Below are 18,508 nucleotides of genomic sequence, written 5' to 3' on the forward strand. Positions count from 1 at the left end.
GATTTTACACATAATGACTATAGAAGATTCAGCTTCCAAAGAATTAAAATGGTGGGCAGTACCTGGGCAGTTTTTACGCCAGGAGCTTTTGCCCGTACTGACTAACTTACGACTAGCGATCGCACTACTGCTATTGATTGCAATCTTTAGCTCTACTGGTACTGTAATTGAGCAAGGCCAGTCACCCGCATTCTACCAAGCCAACTACCCAGAACATCCAGCTTTATTTGGTTTCTTAACTTGGAAGGTAATTCAGGTAGTTGGGTTAGACCACGTATATCGTACCTGGTGGTTTCTGGCATTACTCATCTTATTTGGCACTAGCTTAACTGCTTGTTCTTTTACCCGGCAGTTACCAGCCTTAAAAGCTGCCCAGCGCTGGAAATATTACGAAGAACCACGGCAATTTCAAAAGTTAGCTTTAAGTGCAGAACTAGATACTGGTTCTCTGGATTCTCTCAGTCAAATATTACAGAAACGCCGCTATAAAATTTTTCCAGATCAAGATAAAGAAAATCTCCTTTACGCTCGTAAAGGAATAGTCGGACGCATCGGTCCAATTATCGTTCATGTTGGCATCGTAGCTATTTTGATAGGGGGAATTTGGGGGGCGATGACTGGGTTTCTTGCTCAGGAAATGGTTGCCAGTGGCGATACATTTCAAGTGACAAATATTGTAGATGCTGGCCCTTTAGCAGCACCTCAAGTTCCGAAAGATTGGTCTGTTCGCGTCAATCGTTTTTGGATTGACTACACTCCATCTGGCGGCATTGATCAATTTTATTCGGATCTGTCTGTCTTGAATAAGCAGGGGGAAGAAGTTGACCACAAGAAGATTTTTGTCAACGAGCCTCTCCGCTATCATGGTGTAACTTTCTACCAAACTGATTGGGGAATTGCAGGTATTCGCGTCCAATTTAACAACAGCCCGATTTTTCAGCTACCAATGGCGCAATTGAACACTAATGGACAAGGGCGCATTTGGGGAACGTGGGTTCCTACGAAACCGGATTTGAGTGAGGGTGTCTCCCTGTTAACCAAAGACTTGCAAGGGATGGTATTAATTTATGATCCTGCTGGTAAACTTATTGATACTGTCCGCGCCGGGATGTCTACCCAAGTCAATGGCGTGAAGCTCAAAGTTCTAGATGTAATTGGCAGCACTGGCTTACAAATTAAAGCTGATCCAGGTATACCAATTGTTTACTCAGGGTTTGGTTTATTAATGCTGGGTGTGGTGATGAGTTACTTTTCTCATTCGCAAATATGGGCATTGCAAAAAGGCGATCGCTTATATGTGGGTGGTAAAACTAATCGCGCCCAAGTTGCTTTTGAACAAGAGGTTTTGGAAATTTTAGATCGGCTGAGTTCACAACCAAAAGTTGAGGAAAAAGAGACGGCGATTGAAGTTTAAACGCAGAGGCGCTTCTCTACGAGACGCTACGCGAACGCTTTCCCGCAGGGTAGGAACACAGAGTAATCCTCCGCGTTCCTCTGCAATTTCCTTCTCTGCGTTCGCGCAGCGTGTCGCAGACAGACGCTGACGCTCCTAACGTCGCTACCGCTTCTCTACGAGACGCTGCGCGAACGCTAATGCGAATGTGTCCCTTTGCGTTTAAAACTTATGCTACTTTTGATGACGCACTTCAACCACAGTATGCACATTCCCGCGAGGCGTAAAATCTGCTTTTACAGTCACTTCCAACGGATCACAAGCAGCCACAAAATCATCCAGAATTTGATTGGCAGATTCTTCGTGGGAAATGTAGCGATCGCGGTAACTGTTAATGTAAAGCTTAAGCGCCTTCAATTCCACTACCCGTTCATCAGGCACATAGGTAACGTAAATTGTCGCAAAGTCAGGATAACCAGAAAACGGACATTTACAAGTAAATTCCGGCAAAGTAATGTTAATGTCATATCGCCTTCCCACGCGCGGATTCGGAAAGGTAATTAGTTTACCTTCGGCAATGTCGCGTTCGCCATACTTCATTTCTTGGCTTGGCTGGGTTACACTTTGAGATAATTTGTCAGTTGTCATTAGTTGTTTTACTGATTTTTACGTCCTTTATTAAATTTTGTAGCTTCTTAACTCCTAACTCTGCCAATTTTGGATTTTAAATTTTTCCTCCAATCCAAAATTCAAAATTCAAAATCTAAACTTGAATGACTCCCCACTCCCCCTCAATACTCTTTCTTCTCCCAGTCTGGACAATTTTCATCTTCACAACCGTGGGGATGCATGGCACAAACTAACAAATTACCACTATAAACTTGACCGTGGTAGTGAGTACAACCGATACAGGCAGGATTCTTCTCAGCCGTGGGTTCAACCGAATAAGGAAAACCTGCATCTACATCTGTTACAAGGTCTTCCAGTTCCCAGTAAGCTTCAAACATTGGTTCGGTCAAATCCTGTAAATACTGATCGACTTCAGTAGCAATGTTAGGGACTTGCTCGGTGATTTCTTCCGTTAGCTCAAAAAAAGCGTCTACTATTTCACTCATTCCCAGGAAGAAACGCTCTACTTCATCAGCCACTGTTTCAACAATTTCTGCTAAATCTTTTTGCCACTGTTCCATAAACTTGATGCCTTTACAGGCTATAAACAGGACGAGTTATGCTATCTGGCTTGAAGCACTATACACACTAGGCAATGTATCTTATCAACTTTCTCTCTGAAGTGCCACTTATACTGGTATTATATCAAACAATGTTTTTTATTGATCGCGTTGCAATCGTTTTAACTCGTTTTGCAGGTCTAGTACTTCTTGGCGTAATTTCTCCGTGTTCTCATCAGTTGATCCCTGTTTCACCGTTGGTTCTTCATCTTCCTCTAAAATTTCAATGCGGCGAGGTTCAGAAGGAGGTGTTTTTTCAGACGTTTCACCAGATGCTTGGGACTGTTGGGCTTGCTTCATCATATCTTCAACGAAGCGGCGGGCTTCTTCTGTGTTCATTTCGCCCTTTGCCACCATTTCATCTGCCAGTTTTTGGACTTGCGATCGCACTTCGGCTAATTTTCCCCCTGCTTTCTCACCTGCGTAAGAAGCTAATCCAACACCGAGGTAAAAAGCTTTTTGAACAATATCTCCAAAACCAGCCATTGTCTCAGACCGCTCCTACAAATAGGGCGACCCGGAGACTACGCCTATCACAAGCCTCCCGTGTTGCTGCTACCTTCCGGTTCTGACAAGATTTGGGTGTTGCGATCGCATAGATCCAGGTCTTTTAAAAGCATAACATTAAAAACCAGTAAATGTGTGTTATTCCATAACAATCCGCCATTCATAAAGTTGATAGTTGACGCAACCGTGTTTCACCAAGGGGTCATCAGCTACAATTGCTTCTGCTTCATTCCTTGAGGCAGCCTCAAACAGCAACATTCCGCCTCTTTGCTCTGCCCAATAGCCTGTTCGCGCTTTGTGTCCTTTAGCAATCAAATCCTGAATGTAGGCTTTATGGGCAGGTACATATTGGTCAAAAGTCGGTTTATCGACTTTGCCTTCTTCAATCTTTACAAACCACGGCATTAGCTTCTTAACTCCATTTACAACAGACATCCTGCCTTAGTTATGACTGTTTTTGAGTAGCATTTGAGTAGCATTTTGATCAAAAATCTGGGCACTCTGCCTCGATTGCGTTCGGGTGGCGTATGGTTTTAGGTAAGGGACTAGTACCGCAAGGCGGAAGTCAAAAATCAAAAGTCAAAAGTATTAAATAGGCTGTTTGGGGCTTTTCAATGGTCTGCCCCGATAACTATGGCAGAATTTGTCACAACAAGATTCCCGACTTTTTTAAGAAATCGAGAATCTGAGCAGGCGTGATTTTCAAACTAACTATTGATTTAGACAGCGAAAGGAAATGTCTCTGGTAGGTCAGTTGTATCTAGATGAGAAGTGCGATCTAGTGGTTGTACTCCTCTACTGTCATCAATGTGGATTACAGCGTCAAACTGATCGGGTAGTCGAGCATAGAAGTAGTGACTCTGACGTTCAGTTTCTGGCTGATAAATTACGCCGATCGCTCGCTCTAATCGCGGTTTTTCTAGTCCTGTAACTGCTTGATTTTCTTGTCGTAAATTCAGTAAAAACTGAGGTAAACCTACCTCATGAAATAAAGCTTCGTAACTGTTAGATAATGCTGGACGAACTTGTTTAAGTTCAGGTACACCACCCCAAAGAGAAGCAGGCGTAACTGTACCCGTATAAGTTGTAAAACCCACAAGTACGGTATCATCACCATATTTATCTCGTACCAATTGCCCGACGTTGAGTTCACCCGCAATTCCCATATCGGTTGCTCGCACATAGCCCAAGTGAGAATTGTGCGCCCAAACCACAATTTTTGAGCGGTTTCCTTGCTTATCTAAATGGGTGGCGAGGTGATCTAGGGTTTCTGCCATGTGGCGATCGCGTATGTTCCAAGACAACACTTGTCCCTGAAACATTGAACGGTAGTATTCCTCGGCATTCTTCACCAGTCGGGCGTTCTGTTGGGCATAGAAAAACTCGTCTTCTGCAACCTGGCCATCACGCCCTGCATATTCCGTAATCCGGCGTTGCAATTCTATCAATTGATTAATAACTTCTTTCTCACAAGACTCGCTCATACCAAAAGCAGCCGCATACCCATAAGCTTTGGTATCTTTTTCAAAGTGTTCTAAGCAAGAATATCGGCGGCGTGCTTGTTGTGCGGCTTCTGGGTCAACTTTGTCCAGGTAAGCAATAACCTCGCTTATTGAGGTATACATACTGTAAAGGTCAAGCCCGTAAAAGCCAACTTTGTTTCCATTCTGCGGTAATGCATCATTATTCTGACGTAGCCAACCGATGAAGTTCACTACATCTGTGTTGCGCCACATCCAAGCTGGAAAATCCTCGAAGCCTACAAGCGCTTCAGCAGGAGTAGGAATATCATTAATTCCCCGTACATATCGATTAACACGGTAGGCATCTGGCCAGTCTGCCTCCACTGCTATAGCCGTAAAGCCTTTTTCTTGAATCAGCCGCTTGGTAATTTCAGCCCGTTGTTCATAAAATTCATGGGTGCCGTGGGAGGCTTCGCCAATCAGCACAAAGCGGGCATTACCAATTAAATCCATGAGTGGATCGTAGTCTTGGGCAGTACCCGTCAGTGGATGAGCCGCTTCATGTAATGCATCGGTTAGCTGTGTTGCTGTTGCATCTGACATGATAATTAGTTATCAAAAGTTTGTAAACTTGACTATGATTTTAGGTATTGTCAAACGAACAGGAATTTTAGCACAATAACAGGCAATGAATCTAATACTTTCAAATTCCTGTATTATACTTTTATCTTAAAATTTACTAAGTATATTATTCTCTAACTATAGTTATGTAATTTAAACTATCAGCTTGTCAAAAGGTTTAATGAAGTTTGAATGTTCAATGTAAGTTTCACTACAATTAAGCATTAATACTCATAAAGAGAAAATCTCTTCAGCACTCGATGGATGAATACCAATATTATTATCAAAGTCAGTTTTGGTAGCGCCTAATTTTATAGCTAGAGCAATGCTTTGAATAATTTCTGATGCTGATTCACCCACCATATGAGCGCCCAAAACTCGCTCTGATTTCCCTTCTACTACTAATTTAATCAGAGTTTTTTCATCTTGCCCATTCAGGTTATAAAAAAGTGGTTGAAACTTCTCACGGTAACACTGCACCGATTCACCAAATTTTTCTCGTGCTTGAGCTTCAGTCAAACCAACTGTAGCAGCTTCAGGTATGCAAGAAACGGAGATGGGCACTAATTCATGACTCAAAATTTGAGGTTTATTACCAAATACAGTATCAACAAATGCACGAGCTTCAGCAATAGCAACAGGTGTAAGTTGTAGCCTGTCAATACAATCGCCTACAGCAAAAATATTAGCTTGTGTAGTGCAGCTATATTCATCCACCATAATTGCACCTTTTTGAGACACCTCAATACCAGCTTTATTCAAATATAGGTTATTTAAGTTTGGTGACAATAACGTTAAATATAAAACTGTATCACAGCTTAAAGTATTCTTATCATAATTAGAATAAAACAAATCTAATTCATTTGCTATTTTTTTAATAATTTCTACTTTAGTATTAGTCAAAATTTTAATGCCATGCTGATCCATAATATCTGTAATGCAGAGGATCACATCTTGGTCACAAGCAGGCAATATTTGAGGCAAATCAGTAATTAAAGTGACTTTAACACCTAGCTCATTCAAGCTACCAGCAGTTTTTACAGCAGTATAATCTCCTCCAATAATAGCGATGTCTTTGGGTAAGATTTTCATCTGAAAGAGTTCTTTAGGAGTAATAGTATGTTCTATCCCAGGTATATTTGGCTTGAAAGGTTGTGCGCCTACCGCGATCAAAATTTTATCTGCTGTTATTTGCCTTCCGTCAATATCCAAGGTATGAACATCTAGGAAACTAGCACGACCTCTAATAAAATCTACTCCTGATTCCTTAAGATACTTAATGTGTAATTGATGGAGTTGTTTAACTTTCTGGTCTTTAGCTGCTATAAATTTCGACCAGTCAAAGCTGCTATGAAATTCGCTCCATCCATAAGATATTGCATTAGAAAAAAGGCTGGAAAAATTAGCAGCATAAGCCATTAGCTTTTCAGGAATACAGCCGTAATTTATACAAGCGCCACCCACGTCTGCTTGTTCTGCAATTCCTACATGGGCACCATAAGAAGTAGCTCGTTTAGCAGCAGCAAGACCTGCTGAACCTGCACCAATAATTAAAAGGTCGTAATCGAAGTTCATAAATGCTGCTCTCAGTCGTTCTTCTTTGTCATCTACTTCTTTTGGCCCTGTCCAGCCCCTTGGCGATCGCAAAATGTGAAATTAAAAAGACTTATCCAAGAGGTCTAATGACTTGGATATCGCCACTCAGCTAGGTTTCACTTAAACCGTAGCTATTTCTATTTCATTCACTCTCTATCTAAAGCAACGGATTCGTATTAAGTGTGTATGTAACAAGCGCTTCCCTTTGCCTAAAAGGGGCAGCTATTTAGGAAACCTGTCACTATTTCTATTGTTGTTGTGTTTTAACTAATCCATCACATCTACAATTCAATCTGGAGGAGGATCAGCCACTCGAATAGCGCCTTCCGATAGCTAGAGGAGAAGTAATGATTACCAGCTTAGGATGTCGAATATAAGGGGAGAATTCAACACAGAAAAGATGAGCCTATTATTAGTAGACTTAGACGGCACAATTCGAGAACCACTTAGCGGTAAGCAATACTTTCAACATCCTCAAGACCAGAAAATTATTTCGGGTGCTGAAGTTGCTATTGGCGCTTACAAAGATAATTGGATTATTGTCGGCATTACCAATCAAGGTGGCGTTGCCGCGGGACACAAGTCTATTCAAGAGTGTATTACCGAACAGCAGTATACGCTTGAGCTATTTCCAGAATTAAGAGAAATCTACTTTTGCCCTGACTTTGAGGGCAAGAAATGCTTCCGCGTTACTCGCCACAATGTGCATAACCACAGTAAAACCAAATGGTCAGGGTACTATCGCAAACCCAAAGCCGGAATGTTGCAGCTGGCAATGGTTCGGCACGAGCATACTCGCGAAAATACAATCTATGTAGGCGATCGCCCCGAAGATGAAGCTGCCGCCCGTAGTGCTGGGGTACGGTTCCAATGGGGAAGAGATTGGATTGAACAACATCAGGGAGCAATCATTTCTTAGAGGATGTTTGAAAAGTATTTTTTTCTAGTATATTTTACGAGTTTTCAAACATCCTCTTAATGTCCAGATGTCCTGTTACCTAGAGTTTGACAACAAAAATACTCAGTCTCCTTCATCTAGTCGGCATAGTGATTTCCCAAATTCCTTGATTTCCACCATATTCGATAACATAAATTTTATTGCCGATAATCGCAGCGTCAATGGGATTACTAAAACCTTCAACAATGCGGGTAGCATTAAATTTATAGCTATTTCCAACTTTAGTTAAGTTTAAATGCAGTAAGTCTTGGCCGGAATCTTTAAAAGGGCCTGCTAATGTTTCGCCAGTGGGATCGCCTGTTGTAAAACTCAGCATGAATCCATCTCTGTTGAATTCTGGACTCAGTACTCCTTGTGTATCAAAAACTAAGCCCAAAGGAGAACGGTGTGATGTAAAACTGCTAAAAGGTTGCCCAAGAAGACTGGCGTCTTTAACTTTGCCATCTACAGGATCACGGAAATTGTCTGCGTCCGGCCCCAAATTAGGAATTGGTTCAATCAAGTTTCCAGTAGGCCGAGCAGGAAAGGTTGGATCGTTACGAAAGTAGCCCCTTTGGACGGCATTAAATTTGGGGCTTAACAAAAGGTCTTTGGCAGGATCATAATTGGGAAATTGTTGTGGGTTGTCTGTCCCGCCAATCCGCCAGGGAAAGCCGTAATTACCACCTCGACGGAGCCAATTTAATTCTTCTGACATGTCGCGATCGGGGCCATTTTCTGTGCCAAATAAATCCCCATTGGGTGCAAAGGCCATATCGAAAGTATTACGTATTCCTTCTGCAAAAATATAGCCAGCTGCCTTTAAAGTTGCTCGATTATTTGCAAGAAAAAGATTTTTGCCATTAGTAGGAAGACGGAGTATACAGGCGGTTAATCCTACTTCGCGAGTATTAGGATATAGCCCATTAGCAGATTGAACCTCACCGTGATCGGTACGAGAACCGCTATTCACATAGATAAAATTACCATCCGGGCTAACAACCACGCCGTTGAAGCGATGGTCATAGGCTGTTCTGCTTTTGGGATAGCCTGCACTCTTAGCTAAGACAGACCAGACGCGCTGTTCTGTACCCGACTTAATTTCACCTTTAACAATAATTCCTTTGGTCTGGTTATTCACAAGGTCTGCATTGCCAACTAAATAAATTGTGCCGTTAGGGCCAATGGCCATACCTTGAGTCTCACCGACATTATGATTATTAGAGTTGTACACAAGTGTACTATTAGACAAGCCTAAATTAACTTGATAAATATCACCATTTTGTTTGAGGTAATAAAGAGTATTATTTCGTGGATCTTTTACAATCCGAACCGAAGCAGAGACCGATATGGTATTCGTAATATTACGAATCTGAATATCAGGACGCAGGGCTTTAGGTTCAGCATTTACTCCAGTAGTGCCATAATTTAATAGAACTATTGTAAATAACAATGTTTTAGCAGCAACAAAGTAGCTTTTGAGAGCTAACTTACTGATAAATTTGCGTTGCTCTTGGTTGGGGGAGTTAATGTTATTCATTATTTTGTTCATAAAATAATCAGATGATTTTATTGCTAAATCTTCTTGAGAAAGGAAAAAGTTTTAGAGATTATGGGCTGAAATGATCAATGGGTACTAGCTTATAAATATTCTGTTGTTAGGCAAGGTGGGCATATAATTGTGTTCCTTTAACTAGCACTAAAAGTATACTTAAAGTCAGCTTTTTAATGCAATACTATCTTAAGTCGTCAAACTGATTTTCAGCGTGTAAGGAGCAGGGTTGCTATCACTAGAGCCAGAGAAAGTTCCGCCATTTTGAGGGAAGAAAGCATATTTACTCACTGATATTGAGTAAGTTCCAGCACCCAGTGAAGCGGTGATTAATGACCCAAAGTCGGGGCCACTATCGTCGTCACTTTGCAGTAAAATCCCAGTATTGTTAAACAGTCCAATAACTGTATCATCGGTTGTAGCCGCACTAATAGTGACAGTTTTTTGATTTGCTAAAGAGAATGTAAAAAAGTCGAAATCGGGATTGTCTCCCGGTTGAACTGTGACTAACTCACCTGAAATATTAACGTCTGAACCTGATGATAAAGAACCCAATTCTTGAGCGCTGGCTAGTGTATTGTTTGTAGCTTGTCTAGCGTTTTCCTGCTCATAGAAAAGGAAATCGTCACTATCAAGTCTGAGATTTACTACCCTCTGCACAATACCTATGATCTCGTCTGGCTCTGCTCCAGGTTTGTCTAAAAATATTTGTGTAGTGGTTCCAGCAGATTGCAAGCGGTAGTTTCTTGTGGAGCCTTTGAGTTCTATTCGATCTTCACTAGTGTTGAAGTCAGTAATAGTAGCCAAGTCCCCAAAACCAGCATTAGTAGTGTTTTTATCGTCGTAGTAGACATTTACAGCGTCCCCAAGGATAAATCTATCTAGCCCAACACCGCCAGTTAAGGTATCAGTCTCTCCTAATCCAGGTGAGAGTGGACTACCGGGCCAAACACCGATGAGAATATCGTTTCCAGACCCCCCATTGAGTCTGTCATTGCCGGGTCCGCCTTGTAAACTATCATTACCGTCATCACCATTGAGGGTATCATTGCCCAAATTACCATCTAGCGTGTCATTGCCTGCTCTGCCATTCAAAGTGTTGTTAACAGTATTACCAAAGACTATGTTATTAAAACTGTTACCTGTCCCGTTGATGGCGCTCGTTCCGGTCAGTATCAGGTTCTCCAGATTGGCACCTAGTGTGTAGGCGACAGAAGACCGGACGGTATCTGTGCCTGAATTGGTAGCCTCTGTAATGGTGTCGGTAGCACTGTCAATGGTGTAAGTGTCGTCGCCTACTCCCCCATTTAAGCTATCGATACCCAAGCCGCCATTAAGTGTGTCATTGCCAAGACCACCAATTAAACTGTCGTTTGCCGTCCCGCCAAACAAATTATCATTACCATCTGCACCATTGAGGGTATCGTTACCAGACAAACTATTGGCATTACCACCATTAGCCCAACCATATATTGTGTCATCTCCCGAAGTCCCATTTCTTGTGTCAGGAGATGTAGTGCCGTAAATAACTGCCATATTATTTTTCTTGAATTTCTAATTAATGCCTAACTTCGGCCTCAGTCAAAGAACTTTTTATAAGTTTAATGCAGATTATTTAAAACTCTGAGTTTAAATACAGGTGCCTTTGTTAACCTAATTAACACTAATACTACTTAGGAAATATTAATTATTGATTTGGTTAATTGATTATGCAAATGCTAAGTAGGTATGTAAAAAATCATTTAGTTTAATTATTTTTCTACTTACTTGTAACTACTTAATTATCATTAACGCTTACGGTTACGTCAACTTCTTTAGCAAATCTTAAAAATGTAAAATTTTTAATTTCTAATTTTATATGCTTTTTTTAAGTACTAAAGCTTATTTTGGCAAAAATGCCCCAAAATGCATAGTGCTAAATTTAAGCTTAATTAACCTAATTAAATCAGCAGTGCCGAGTGATTTTACACTGCTAACTAGTTTAAACTTCAGCAAATGAATCTAAATGTTAATTAATTAGAAAAATTAATTAATCGTGCCTTGAAGCGTCAGGCATAATTGCCTCCTGAAGATTTACGCCGCTGAGGTTAGCTCCCCTAATGTCGGCTCCTCTAAGATTAGCTCCTCTAAGATTCGCCCCTGCCAAATTCGCGCCTCTAAGGTTAGTCCAACTCAAATCAGCTTGACTCAAATCAGCTTCACTTAGGTTAGCCCGGAACAGGTAAGCACCACTAAGGTGAGCCTTGTTCAGATTAGCTTTGTACAGCTCAGTTTTATAAAGATAAGCCCCCAACACTTCCGCTTCGTACAAACTAGCTTCGCTGAGGTCAGCCGCAATCAAGTTAGCTTCAATCAGGTTGGCAAAAGAAAGATTAGTCCGAATTAGTTTTGCTGCACCTAAATCGGCATATCTTAGGTTAGCGCCTCTTAAGTCAGTTCCAATTAGATTAGCATGAGCGATCGCAGCGCCTCTAAGATTTGCCTCACTCAAGTCAGCACCAATCAAATTGGCATGACTCAAATCTGCTTGCGTAAGTATAGCACCACTCAAGTTAGCCACACTGAAGTTAGCATCACTCAAGTTAGCTTCAACGAGCAAGGCTTTGTAGAGGTTGGCACTACTGAGGTCAGCGCCACTGAGGTTTGCTCGCACGAGTAAAGCATTACCTAAATCCACCTTTCTCAAATTTACCCCCTGGAGGTTTGCGCCTCTGAGGTTATCTCCTTGCAGATTTGCGGTGCTGAGGTCTGGTTCAATCTGAGGATTTTTCTTTCTCCACTCAATCCATGTAACTGCACCTGCTTTGAGTAAAGTTAGATGCTCTCGATTTGCCATTTTCTCTCCTTTACTCCTTACGCATACCTAGAGGATTTGCCCGACCAGCTACACTTTCAATTGCCGTTAATGCTCCCGCCGCACCTGCTAGAATATCTCGTTCATGTCCACCTAAGTAAAGCCTTCCAAAGCTACCTACAGCTTGAACCTCAAGGATATTAATCGATGCTGCTTTTTCAGCTTCATTTGCAGCCAGTGCGGCGTAAGCAGCAGGCTCTACTTCTAATACATACAGCGTTTGCCCTGCTAGTAGTAGCTGTCCCCGTCGCGTTCGATTAATAAGTTGTGTTTGGTAAGCATCAATGTTGCGAATAATTTGGCTAGAAACAACACGTGGTTTGAGACATTCCTCTTTTCGGACTCCCAATGAAGCCAAAATGGCTTGCCCAGCAGCTCGCGTTTCCCCTTGGGAGCTAGAATGAACTTCCAATAGTCCGTACAGTCGTTCAACTACCTGTACTCCCGGACGGACAGAAGCAGCTTTGAGGGCTACATCCGTAATTTTATTAATTTCGATACCAGGAGAGATTTCAATCCACAGTGATGTATCCCCTGGTAATGGTAAGAAGCCTTGGGCTACTGTTCCCATATATGCTGCATGTTGAGGTTGCAGGCTGTCGAGAAATACGAAACTACGTAGTTCTATTCCCAAGATTTTGCTCTCCAGTCATAAGGGTAAAAGTTATCTATTGCAAGATATGAGCTACTAACTTGGGGCATTTTTGCCACAAGTGAAGGATGGAAAAACACAAAGTATAAAAATTTTGCTGTCGATAAATCTTACACCTAAGAAGTATTCTGGCAGGAAAAACCGCCTTGACAATTGTACAAGCTTTATTACACACAAATTGCTGCCTGCAATGCCCAACTGGTCTTGATTTATTGATAAAGTCGATGTTACAAAAAAGTCCAATAGCTAAACTGAAGCAGGAAAAGTCCACTGGATTCGTAAAATAAGATTGTTTTTTCTCAGCGCTCTCTCTGCTTGGAACGTTAAAAAAGTAATTTATTTAACCACATAGACGCAGAGGACACAGAGAGAAGAGAGACAGAAGAGCTTTTTGGAGTCATCTTGAAAGGGCTGGGTAATCACAAACTCAGTGTCTTAACCTGAGATTGAGTTAATTGCGTAGCTTGCCGCCGTAGGCATCGCTCCTCATGCTTTTTTACCACAATTTGACGAGCGATGTCTGATGATATTTAGCTTGTTTACAACAGGAGTAAGCTAAATGTTAACAGTAACAGTGCTTTAATCTTTCAAAGTACAGTGTCTTTAAAAAAATGATGGATACATTCAAATATTCACATATCTTTAAAAATTCCTATTGCAAAAAAATCTTTTAAAGAATCCGAAAAGCAGCAACTTTGGTTTGGAGATTAATTATACACCTACCAAAATGAGACGCACTCATTGCTAAGTCATGGGAAATACAAATTTAAAACTGAGATTTAAACCCGTTTCTCATAGCTGGGTTGCTCTGCATCCACAGCCTAAAGGAGTAATTCAATTTATTGCAGGGGCTTTCTTTGGTACATTTGGCCCCATGCTTTTTTATCGCTATCTGCTTCAATGCTTATATGAGCAGGGATATACGATTATTCTTCTGCCTTTCAATTTTAGTTTTAACCATTATGTAGAAGCTGGTTACCTAATGAGAGAGCAGTATGAAATTCTGCCAGAGCTTGTAAGGATGGCAAGTGTTGCAGGATATGATTATGAAGCTTATCTAGATGATAAAAACTTTTCTTGGATTGGACATAGCCTCGGCTGTAAATATATCTCTATGTTAGAAGGATTTACTGCTTTGCCTCCTGAGGCTCAAGATAGAGAAAAGTTTATTCGGAATTTGCTATTTTATACTTCGGATGAGTCACAGATAGAAAGGGTAATTGCAGACGTTAACATTCTCTTTGAGGAGCTTAGACGGAAAATTTTAGAAGATCGCAAACTAATTTACACTTATGTAAAGCGAGAAATCAAAATTAACAGTGTCTTCATTAAAGGGCAAGTTTCTATCCTATTAGCACCTGCTATTGCTGATACAGGGAGCGCAATCCGTCCTCAGTTTTTAGCAGATATCATCGATAATCTTGGTTGGGGTGTGAAACCAACTGTTGAAGAAACTCAGAACTTAATCAAGGATAGTGGGCTATTTAATATTATGGGTTTAGTTTGTTTTAAATCCGATAATATTGCTAAACTAACCTGTGAATGGTTTACTAATATTCTAAAAAAACCACCCCAACAATTTCTGGAAAATCTAAAGGGTGGACATTTAAAACCTTTAGGTATTCAACTAGGCAAGTATGTCATTAATCTTTTTGATAAACCTTTGATTGAATCAGTTCAAGAGCGAAATAGAGGTTTTGAACATCATGTAATTCAATTGCTTGAGGAACTGAAAAAAAAATAAGCAAAAACAAGTACTAAAAGTTTTAAAATTATTAAGTCAATAATATCAGGTTAGTATATAGCGGTTCTCGTTTACATGAGATACACCCGTGGAAGCAAGGGTTTGAGTCCCCCACTGAAATTTCTGATTCAGTGGCACTTATTTGGTGGGGATCTGAATCCCCCACCAAATTCTTCCCTTCTGCCTCCTGCCTTCTGCCTTCGTTTCAAGTCTATTTCAATAAGCATTCAAGCAAATTGCTTTCTCAAAATGCTTGATTGCTTTCTCATTTCAGTAGATTTAGCAAGTAAAAAGGCAAATTGCTTTCTCAAAATGCTTGATTGCTTTCTCATTTCAGTAGATTCAGCAAGCAATAAGGCAGATTGCTTTCTCATTTCAGTATATCGCGCATTCATTTCGGTAGATTCAGCAAGCAAAAAGGCAAATTGAGAAAGCAATTTGCCTTTTTACTTTTTCAAATAAGCAATTTACGTACTCATAATAGTTATTACTGTCTAGCACAAGCCATTAGTTATTGAGCATCGAGTAAAAGTTCTACTCCCTTTTCCGCTATTGCTTAACGCTCTTTCATAACAATCCCAACTCTTCTGGAAAGCCTAGCATGATGTTTAAGTTTTGGATTGCAGCTCCTGATGCGCCTTTGCCTAAGTTGTCGAGACGAGCAACTAGCAACGCTTCTTTAGTAGTGTCATTGGCGAATACAAAAACCTGAACAATATTGGTGCCGTTCATTGCGATCGCATCCAAAAATATTCCGTCTCGCAGCAGAGTAGAATCTTGGTATGGAGCAACCTGGACAAATTTTTCACTTTGGTAGTAGTTAACAATTGTTTGATGAATAACCTCGCCTGATGGTGGATTATCCAAACTCCCCAGAGGCAAAGGCACCTGAACTAGCATTCCTTGCTCAAAATCCCCTACAGCCGGTACGAATAACGGCGGCGATGCTAACTCTGAGTAATAATGCATTTCCTTGACGTGCTTATGTCCAAACTGCAAACCGTAGATGCCATATGGATATAGCGACTCTGTTCCAGCTTCCTGTTCGTGGAAGGTGTGGTATTGTTTGATGAGATTCTTTCCGCCACCAGAGTAACCTGATACTGCGTTAACGGTGATCGGAAGATTACTCTTTAAAAGTCCCTTGGCAATCAATGGACGGATACAAGCCAAGAATCCTGTAGGATAACAGCCTGGATTGCTGACAAACTGCGCGCTGGCAATTTTCTTTCGCTGTTCTGGATTTAGTTCAGGAAAACCATATACCCAGTTATTAGCTGTGCGATGGGCACTACTAGCATCAAGGATCTTAACCGTAGTACTACTTACTAAGCTCACAGCTTCGCGGGCTGCATCATCAGGTAGACAGAGAATAACAACATCGACGGCATTGATTAGTTTAGCTCGCTCACTTGCATCCCTACGTTTAGATGCCTCAATGCTAACTAACTCGATATCATCCCGTTGATTGAGACGTGAGTAAATTTGTAAGCCTGTGGTTCCTGATTCGCCATCAATGAAAATCTTAGGTTTAGTAATCATGCGTTCAGCATCCTTAGATGTCAGTGGTATTTTAAAACAGCTATCAGTTATCAAACTTTAAGATGAGAGTTTACACCCCAAATCAAACTTACCACGCAATAGTTGTAGGTAACTCTGACTCGCAACTTTTTACACCTTCTGAAGGATTTTCAAAAAGGCTTGAAATGGCTCTTGCCCTATGCATAAAACAGATGGCTTCAATGCCTTGATTTCTAGGGCGAGAAAAAATTAGATAATTACCTATTAAAAAACTCCGCAGATTTGACACTTAGGAGTCACACTTTCTTACCATACTTAAGTTTATACACCAGTATCTTATCGCTTTCTATCTTTTGCGATCGCTTGCATAAGTGCTGCGTCAACATTAAATCTCTCCTCTCCCACTCCTGAGAAGCTTTGCTTCTTGCTACCCTTCCGTTGGCACAGCCTGTTGTAGAAAAGGTAGGGAAGGGGGAGGGGTTGAGGTTGGGTTTGAGGGAAAGTTACACACGGCATAGAATTTGTTCCAAGTTGTTGGAGCGTAAATTACCAAAAATATTGCAAACGCATAGTCTAGGCTTTTTTTATAAAAATATTCTCTAATGATAATTTAAGTGTGACATCTGGGAACTATCTATGGAAGCAACTCAGGTTTTTGTTCGGTACTTACCACTTAACTAAGCACCTAAAAAAGAATATAAATCGGTTTAAAATGCTGCCCAAACTTTCCCAAATCACCAGTGAGTAAAAAAATAGAAAATTTAAAAGTATAAATCCAATTCGCAATTCGCTTTTTCGCCATGACGCTCCTACGTCGCTAACGCAATTAAACTCAGCCCGACACTAGGGGTGAGGTTTTTACCTACCTTGAGATACAAGGATTTTTTCTCTACGAGACGCTACCGCGAACGCGCCACTTGCGGGCGAGGTTTTGAACATGAAGCTTTTTTGATAAATAACAGAAGCATTTATCGCTCGTCAGACTGAGGTATTGATTCCTCACAGCGTTATTTTTCAAATTTTGAATTATCTAAATGTGGCTTGAACAAAGCCAGACTTTGACGTGCAAAAAATTACTTATTTACATTTGCGATATCTATAAAAATGCTTAATTCTGAAACTCAAAAAGACCTTCGCCATAACTTGACTGTCAATGTTACTGAAAGTGCATTTTTTGGTTTGGCAACTGGTTTTGCCTCCTACATCACGATTATTCCTCTATTTGTTAGCGGTTTTACCCATTCTGCATTGCTCATCGGTTTGATTCCAGCTATTCCGCGTTTAGGCTGGCAACTACCTCAGCTATTAACAGCTGAAAGAATAGCTCGACTACAGTATTACAAACCAACTGTAATGTGGTTGACAATTCACCAGAAATTTCCTTTTTTCGGTTTAGCACTGGTTGCTTTGTTACAGCTACAACTCAATAGCCAAATTATTTTATATCTAACATTTGCCATACTAATTTGGCAGGGAATAGGTGGCGGATTAAGTGCTACTGCTTGGCAAAGCATGGTTGGTAAAATTATTCCCCCCGGAAGGCTTGGTATTTTTTACGGTGCTTTATCGGCGGCGGCTAATCTGATGAGCATTTTTGGTGCTTTAATAGCAGGTTTACTGCTTAAGCAAATTGCCCAACCATTTAACTTTGCTCTCTGTTTTTTGTGTGCTAGCGTTGCGATGGCTCTATCTTGGTTTTTTATGTCTAAGACGCGAGAGCCAGTAAGCAACTCATTATCTACCATTGGAACTAGAAGTGAATTTTGGGCCAGTCTTAGTGTGATTCTCCGGTGCGATAAGAACTTCCGTTGTTTTGTGATCACACGTATGCTTTCACAATTAGCATTAATGCCACTTCCGTTTTATACACTCTATGCCGTACACAAACATGGCATGGGAGAAGAATCTATTGGGTTAATTACTGGTCTGCTGATGTTAACGCAAACTATTGCTGGATTGGTTTTGGGTTGGGTGGGCGATCGCTGGGGTAATAAGTTGGTTTTGGAGGCTGGTTCTATTATTTGTGCGTTCAGTTCGGTTTTAGCTGGGCTAGCACCCAATGTAAACTCTTTTTACTTGGTGTTTATAGGAGCGGGTATAGGTATGAGCGCTCTGCAAAATATTGCTGCGGTAATGACCTTAGAGTTTGGTAACCAGCGCCAACGACCAGCCTATATTGGTCTTGGCAATACTCTTGTTGCCCCTGCTACGATCCTGGCTCCCCTTTTAGGTGGATGGATAGTGGACAATGTTGACTATAAAACTGCTTTCTTAGTAGCAGCTATAGGTGGATTAATTACAGCACTTGTTTTGCACTTAGGAGTAACCGATCCACGCTATCTCGAACAAAATTTTACTAACCATTCAGTTAAAGCCTTGCCTGAGCAGTAAGCATTTAGGGAACTCCGAAAAATAAATTATCTAATTTCTGAACTTCAC

17 protein-coding genes and 1 other RNA gene are annotated in these 18,508 nt (G+C 40.9%); 4 read left to right on the plus strand and 14 right to left on the minus strand.

Going from position 1 to position 18,508, the window contains the following annotated elements; translation table 11 throughout:
- Window positions 1-13 precede the first annotated feature (13 nt).
- A complete protein-coding gene (locus H6G26_RS00365; protein WP_190727371.1) occupies window positions 14-1,414 on the plus strand; it encodes a cytochrome c biogenesis protein in 1,401 nt (466 codons plus the stop codon).
- A gap of 213 nt (window positions 1,415-1,627) precedes the next feature.
- Here the strand turns inward: H6G26_RS00365 and queF are convergent, their stop codons facing one another.
- The 7 genes from queF to gorA form a co-directional block, all read right to left on the minus strand.
- Complete coding sequence (gene queF, locus H6G26_RS00370) at window positions 1,628-2,041, minus strand: preQ(1) synthase (protein ID WP_190727372.1); 414 nt, start codon at window positions 2,039-2,041, stop codon at window positions 1,628-1,630.
- Between the two features lie 143 nt (window positions 2,042-2,184).
- Window positions 2,185-2,583 carry a hypothetical protein gene (locus tag H6G26_RS00375; RefSeq protein ID WP_190727373.1) on the minus strand — a complete coding sequence of 133 codons (399 nt, stop codon included), beginning with the start codon at window positions 2,581-2,583 and terminating at the stop codon, window positions 2,185-2,187.
- A gap of 138 nt (window positions 2,584-2,721) precedes the next feature.
- Window positions 2,722-3,108, minus strand: coding sequence for a phasin family protein (locus H6G26_RS00380; RefSeq protein WP_190727374.1), 387 nt, complete (start codon window positions 3,106-3,108; stop codon window positions 2,722-2,724).
- A gap of 25 nt (window positions 3,109-3,133) precedes the next feature.
- Window positions 3,134-3,230, minus strand: an RNA gene (gene ffs / locus H6G26_RS00385) — signal recognition particle sRNA small type.
- 37 nt (window positions 3,231-3,267) lie between these two features.
- Complete coding sequence (locus H6G26_RS00390) at window positions 3,268-3,534, minus strand: YciI family protein (RefSeq protein WP_190727375.1); 267 nt, start codon at window positions 3,532-3,534, stop codon at window positions 3,268-3,270.
- A 314-nt stretch (window positions 3,535-3,848) separates the two neighbouring features.
- Entirely contained in the window at window positions 3,849-5,195 is a 1,347-nt protein-coding gene (locus H6G26_RS00395) for an erythromycin esterase family protein (RefSeq protein WP_190727376.1), read from the minus strand.
- Window positions 5,196-5,444: 249 nt separating this feature from the next.
- The gene (gene gorA / locus H6G26_RS00400; protein ID WP_190727537.1) at window positions 5,445-6,788 is read right to left on the minus strand and encodes a glutathione-disulfide reductase; all 1,344 of its coding nucleotides are present in this window, start codon (window positions 6,786-6,788) and stop codon (window positions 5,445-5,447) included.
- A 421-nt stretch (window positions 6,789-7,209) separates the two neighbouring features.
- On the opposite strand from gorA, the gene H6G26_RS00405 reads away from it, so the two are divergent.
- Window positions 7,210-7,728 (plus strand): HAD hydrolase-like protein, encoded by a 519-nt coding sequence (locus H6G26_RS00405; protein WP_190727377.1) that lies wholly within the window; start codon window positions 7,210-7,212, stop codon window positions 7,726-7,728.
- Between the two features lie 112 nt (window positions 7,729-7,840).
- Here the strand turns inward: H6G26_RS00405 and H6G26_RS00410 are convergent, their stop codons facing one another.
- The 4 genes from H6G26_RS00410 to H6G26_RS00425 all read right to left on the minus strand — a co-directional run bounded on the left by H6G26_RS00410 (window position 7,841) and on the right by H6G26_RS00425 (window position 12,786).
- Window positions 7,841-9,286 (minus strand): PQQ-dependent sugar dehydrogenase, encoded by a 1,446-nt coding sequence (locus H6G26_RS00410; protein ID WP_190727378.1) that lies wholly within the window; start codon window positions 9,284-9,286, stop codon window positions 7,841-7,843.
- Between the two features lie 201 nt (window positions 9,287-9,487).
- Window positions 9,488-10,834, minus strand: a complete 1,347-nt coding sequence (locus H6G26_RS00415) for a DVUA0089 family protein (protein WP_190727379.1) — start codon at window positions 10,832-10,834, stop codon at window positions 9,488-9,490.
- A gap of 493 nt (window positions 10,835-11,327) precedes the next feature.
- Window positions 11,328-12,134, minus strand: a complete 807-nt coding sequence (locus H6G26_RS00420) for a pentapeptide repeat-containing protein (RefSeq protein ID WP_190727380.1) — start codon at window positions 12,132-12,134, stop codon at window positions 11,328-11,330.
- Between the two features lie 10 nt (window positions 12,135-12,144).
- Complete coding sequence (locus tag H6G26_RS00425) at window positions 12,145-12,786, minus strand: hypothetical protein (RefSeq protein ID WP_190727381.1); 642 nt, start codon at window positions 12,784-12,786, stop codon at window positions 12,145-12,147.
- A 769-nt stretch (window positions 12,787-13,555) separates the two neighbouring features.
- Between H6G26_RS00425 and H6G26_RS00430 the strand changes: the two genes are divergently transcribed.
- Complete coding sequence (locus tag H6G26_RS00430) at window positions 13,556-14,548, plus strand: DUF1350 family protein (RefSeq protein ID WP_190727382.1); 993 nt, start codon at window positions 13,556-13,558, stop codon at window positions 14,546-14,548.
- 227 nt (window positions 14,549-14,775) lie between these two features.
- On the opposite strand, the gene H6G26_RS00435 is transcribed toward H6G26_RS00430, so the two are convergent.
- The 3 genes from H6G26_RS00435 to H6G26_RS00445 all read right to left on the minus strand — a co-directional run bounded on the left by H6G26_RS00435 (window position 14,776) and on the right by H6G26_RS00445 (window position 16,585).
- Window positions 14,776-14,985: a hypothetical protein gene (locus H6G26_RS00435; protein WP_190727383.1), complete on the minus strand. Its 210-nt coding sequence runs from the start codon at window positions 14,983-14,985 to the stop codon at window positions 14,776-14,778.
- A 130-nt stretch (window positions 14,986-15,115) separates the two neighbouring features.
- Window positions 15,116-16,087, minus strand: coding sequence for an N-acetyl-gamma-glutamyl-phosphate reductase (argC, locus tag H6G26_RS00440; RefSeq protein ID WP_190727538.1), 972 nt, complete (start codon window positions 16,085-16,087; stop codon window positions 15,116-15,118).
- Window positions 16,088-16,405: 318 nt separating this feature from the next.
- Window positions 16,406-16,585, minus strand: a complete 180-nt coding sequence (locus H6G26_RS00445) for a hypothetical protein (RefSeq protein WP_190727384.1) — start codon at window positions 16,583-16,585, stop codon at window positions 16,406-16,408.
- A gap of 588 nt (window positions 16,586-17,173) precedes the next feature.
- On the opposite strand from H6G26_RS00445, the gene H6G26_RS00450 reads away from it, so the two are divergent.
- Window positions 17,174-18,460 (plus strand): MFS transporter, encoded by a 1,287-nt coding sequence (locus H6G26_RS00450; protein WP_190727385.1) that lies wholly within the window; start codon window positions 17,174-17,176, stop codon window positions 18,458-18,460.
- Window positions 18,461-18,508: the final 48 nt, after the last annotated feature.

The organism is Nostoc sp. FACHB-888 (genome assembly GCF_014696655.1).
Lineage (GTDB): Bacteria > Cyanobacteriota > Cyanobacteriia > Cyanobacteriales > Nostocaceae > Nostoc.

Excerpts from the sequence above, each read along its gene's own strand:
- H6G26_RS00365 (WP_190727371.1), top strand. The coding sequence starts at position 14 with ATGACTATAGAAGATTCAGCTTCCAAAGAATTAAAATGGTGGGCAGTA.
- queF (WP_190727372.1), bottom strand. The coding sequence starts at position 2,041 with ATGACAACTGACAAATTATCTCAAAGTGTAACCCAGCCAAGCCAAGAA.
- H6G26_RS00375 (WP_190727373.1), bottom strand. The coding sequence starts at position 2,583 with ATGGAACAGTGGCAAAAAGATTTAGCAGAAATTGTTGAAACAGTGGCT.
- H6G26_RS00380 (WP_190727374.1), bottom strand. The coding sequence starts at position 3,108 with ATGGCTGGTTTTGGAGATATTGTTCAAAAAGCTTTTTACCTCGGTGTT.
- H6G26_RS00390 (WP_190727375.1), bottom strand. The coding sequence starts at position 3,534 with ATGCCGTGGTTTGTAAAGATTGAAGAAGGCAAAGTCGATAAACCGACT.
- H6G26_RS00395 (WP_190727376.1), bottom strand. The coding sequence starts at position 5,195 with ATGTCAGATGCAACAGCAACACAGCTAACCGATGCATTACATGAAGCG.
- gorA (WP_190727537.1), bottom strand. The coding sequence starts at position 6,788 with ATGAACTTCGATTACGACCTTTTAATTATTGGTGCAGGTTCAGCAGGT.
- H6G26_RS00405 (WP_190727377.1), top strand. The coding sequence starts at position 7,210 with ATGAGCCTATTATTAGTAGACTTAGACGGCACAATTCGAGAACCACTT.
- H6G26_RS00410 (WP_190727378.1), bottom strand. The coding sequence starts at position 9,286 with ATGAATAACATTAACTCCCCCAACCAAGAGCAACGCAAATTTATCAGT.
- H6G26_RS00415 (WP_190727379.1), bottom strand. The coding sequence starts at position 10,834 with ATGGCAGTTATTTACGGCACTACATCTCCTGACACAAGAAATGGGACT.
- H6G26_RS00420 (WP_190727380.1), bottom strand. The coding sequence starts at position 12,134 with ATGGCAAATCGAGAGCATCTAACTTTACTCAAAGCAGGTGCAGTTACA.
- H6G26_RS00430 (WP_190727382.1), top strand. The coding sequence starts at position 13,556 with ATGGGAAATACAAATTTAAAACTGAGATTTAAACCCGTTTCTCATAGC.
- H6G26_RS00445 (WP_190727384.1), bottom strand. The coding sequence starts at position 16,585 with ATGCCGTGTGTAACTTTCCCTCAAACCCAACCTCAACCCCTCCCCCTT.
- H6G26_RS00450 (WP_190727385.1), top strand. The coding sequence starts at position 17,174 with ATGCTTAATTCTGAAACTCAAAAAGACCTTCGCCATAACTTGACTGTC.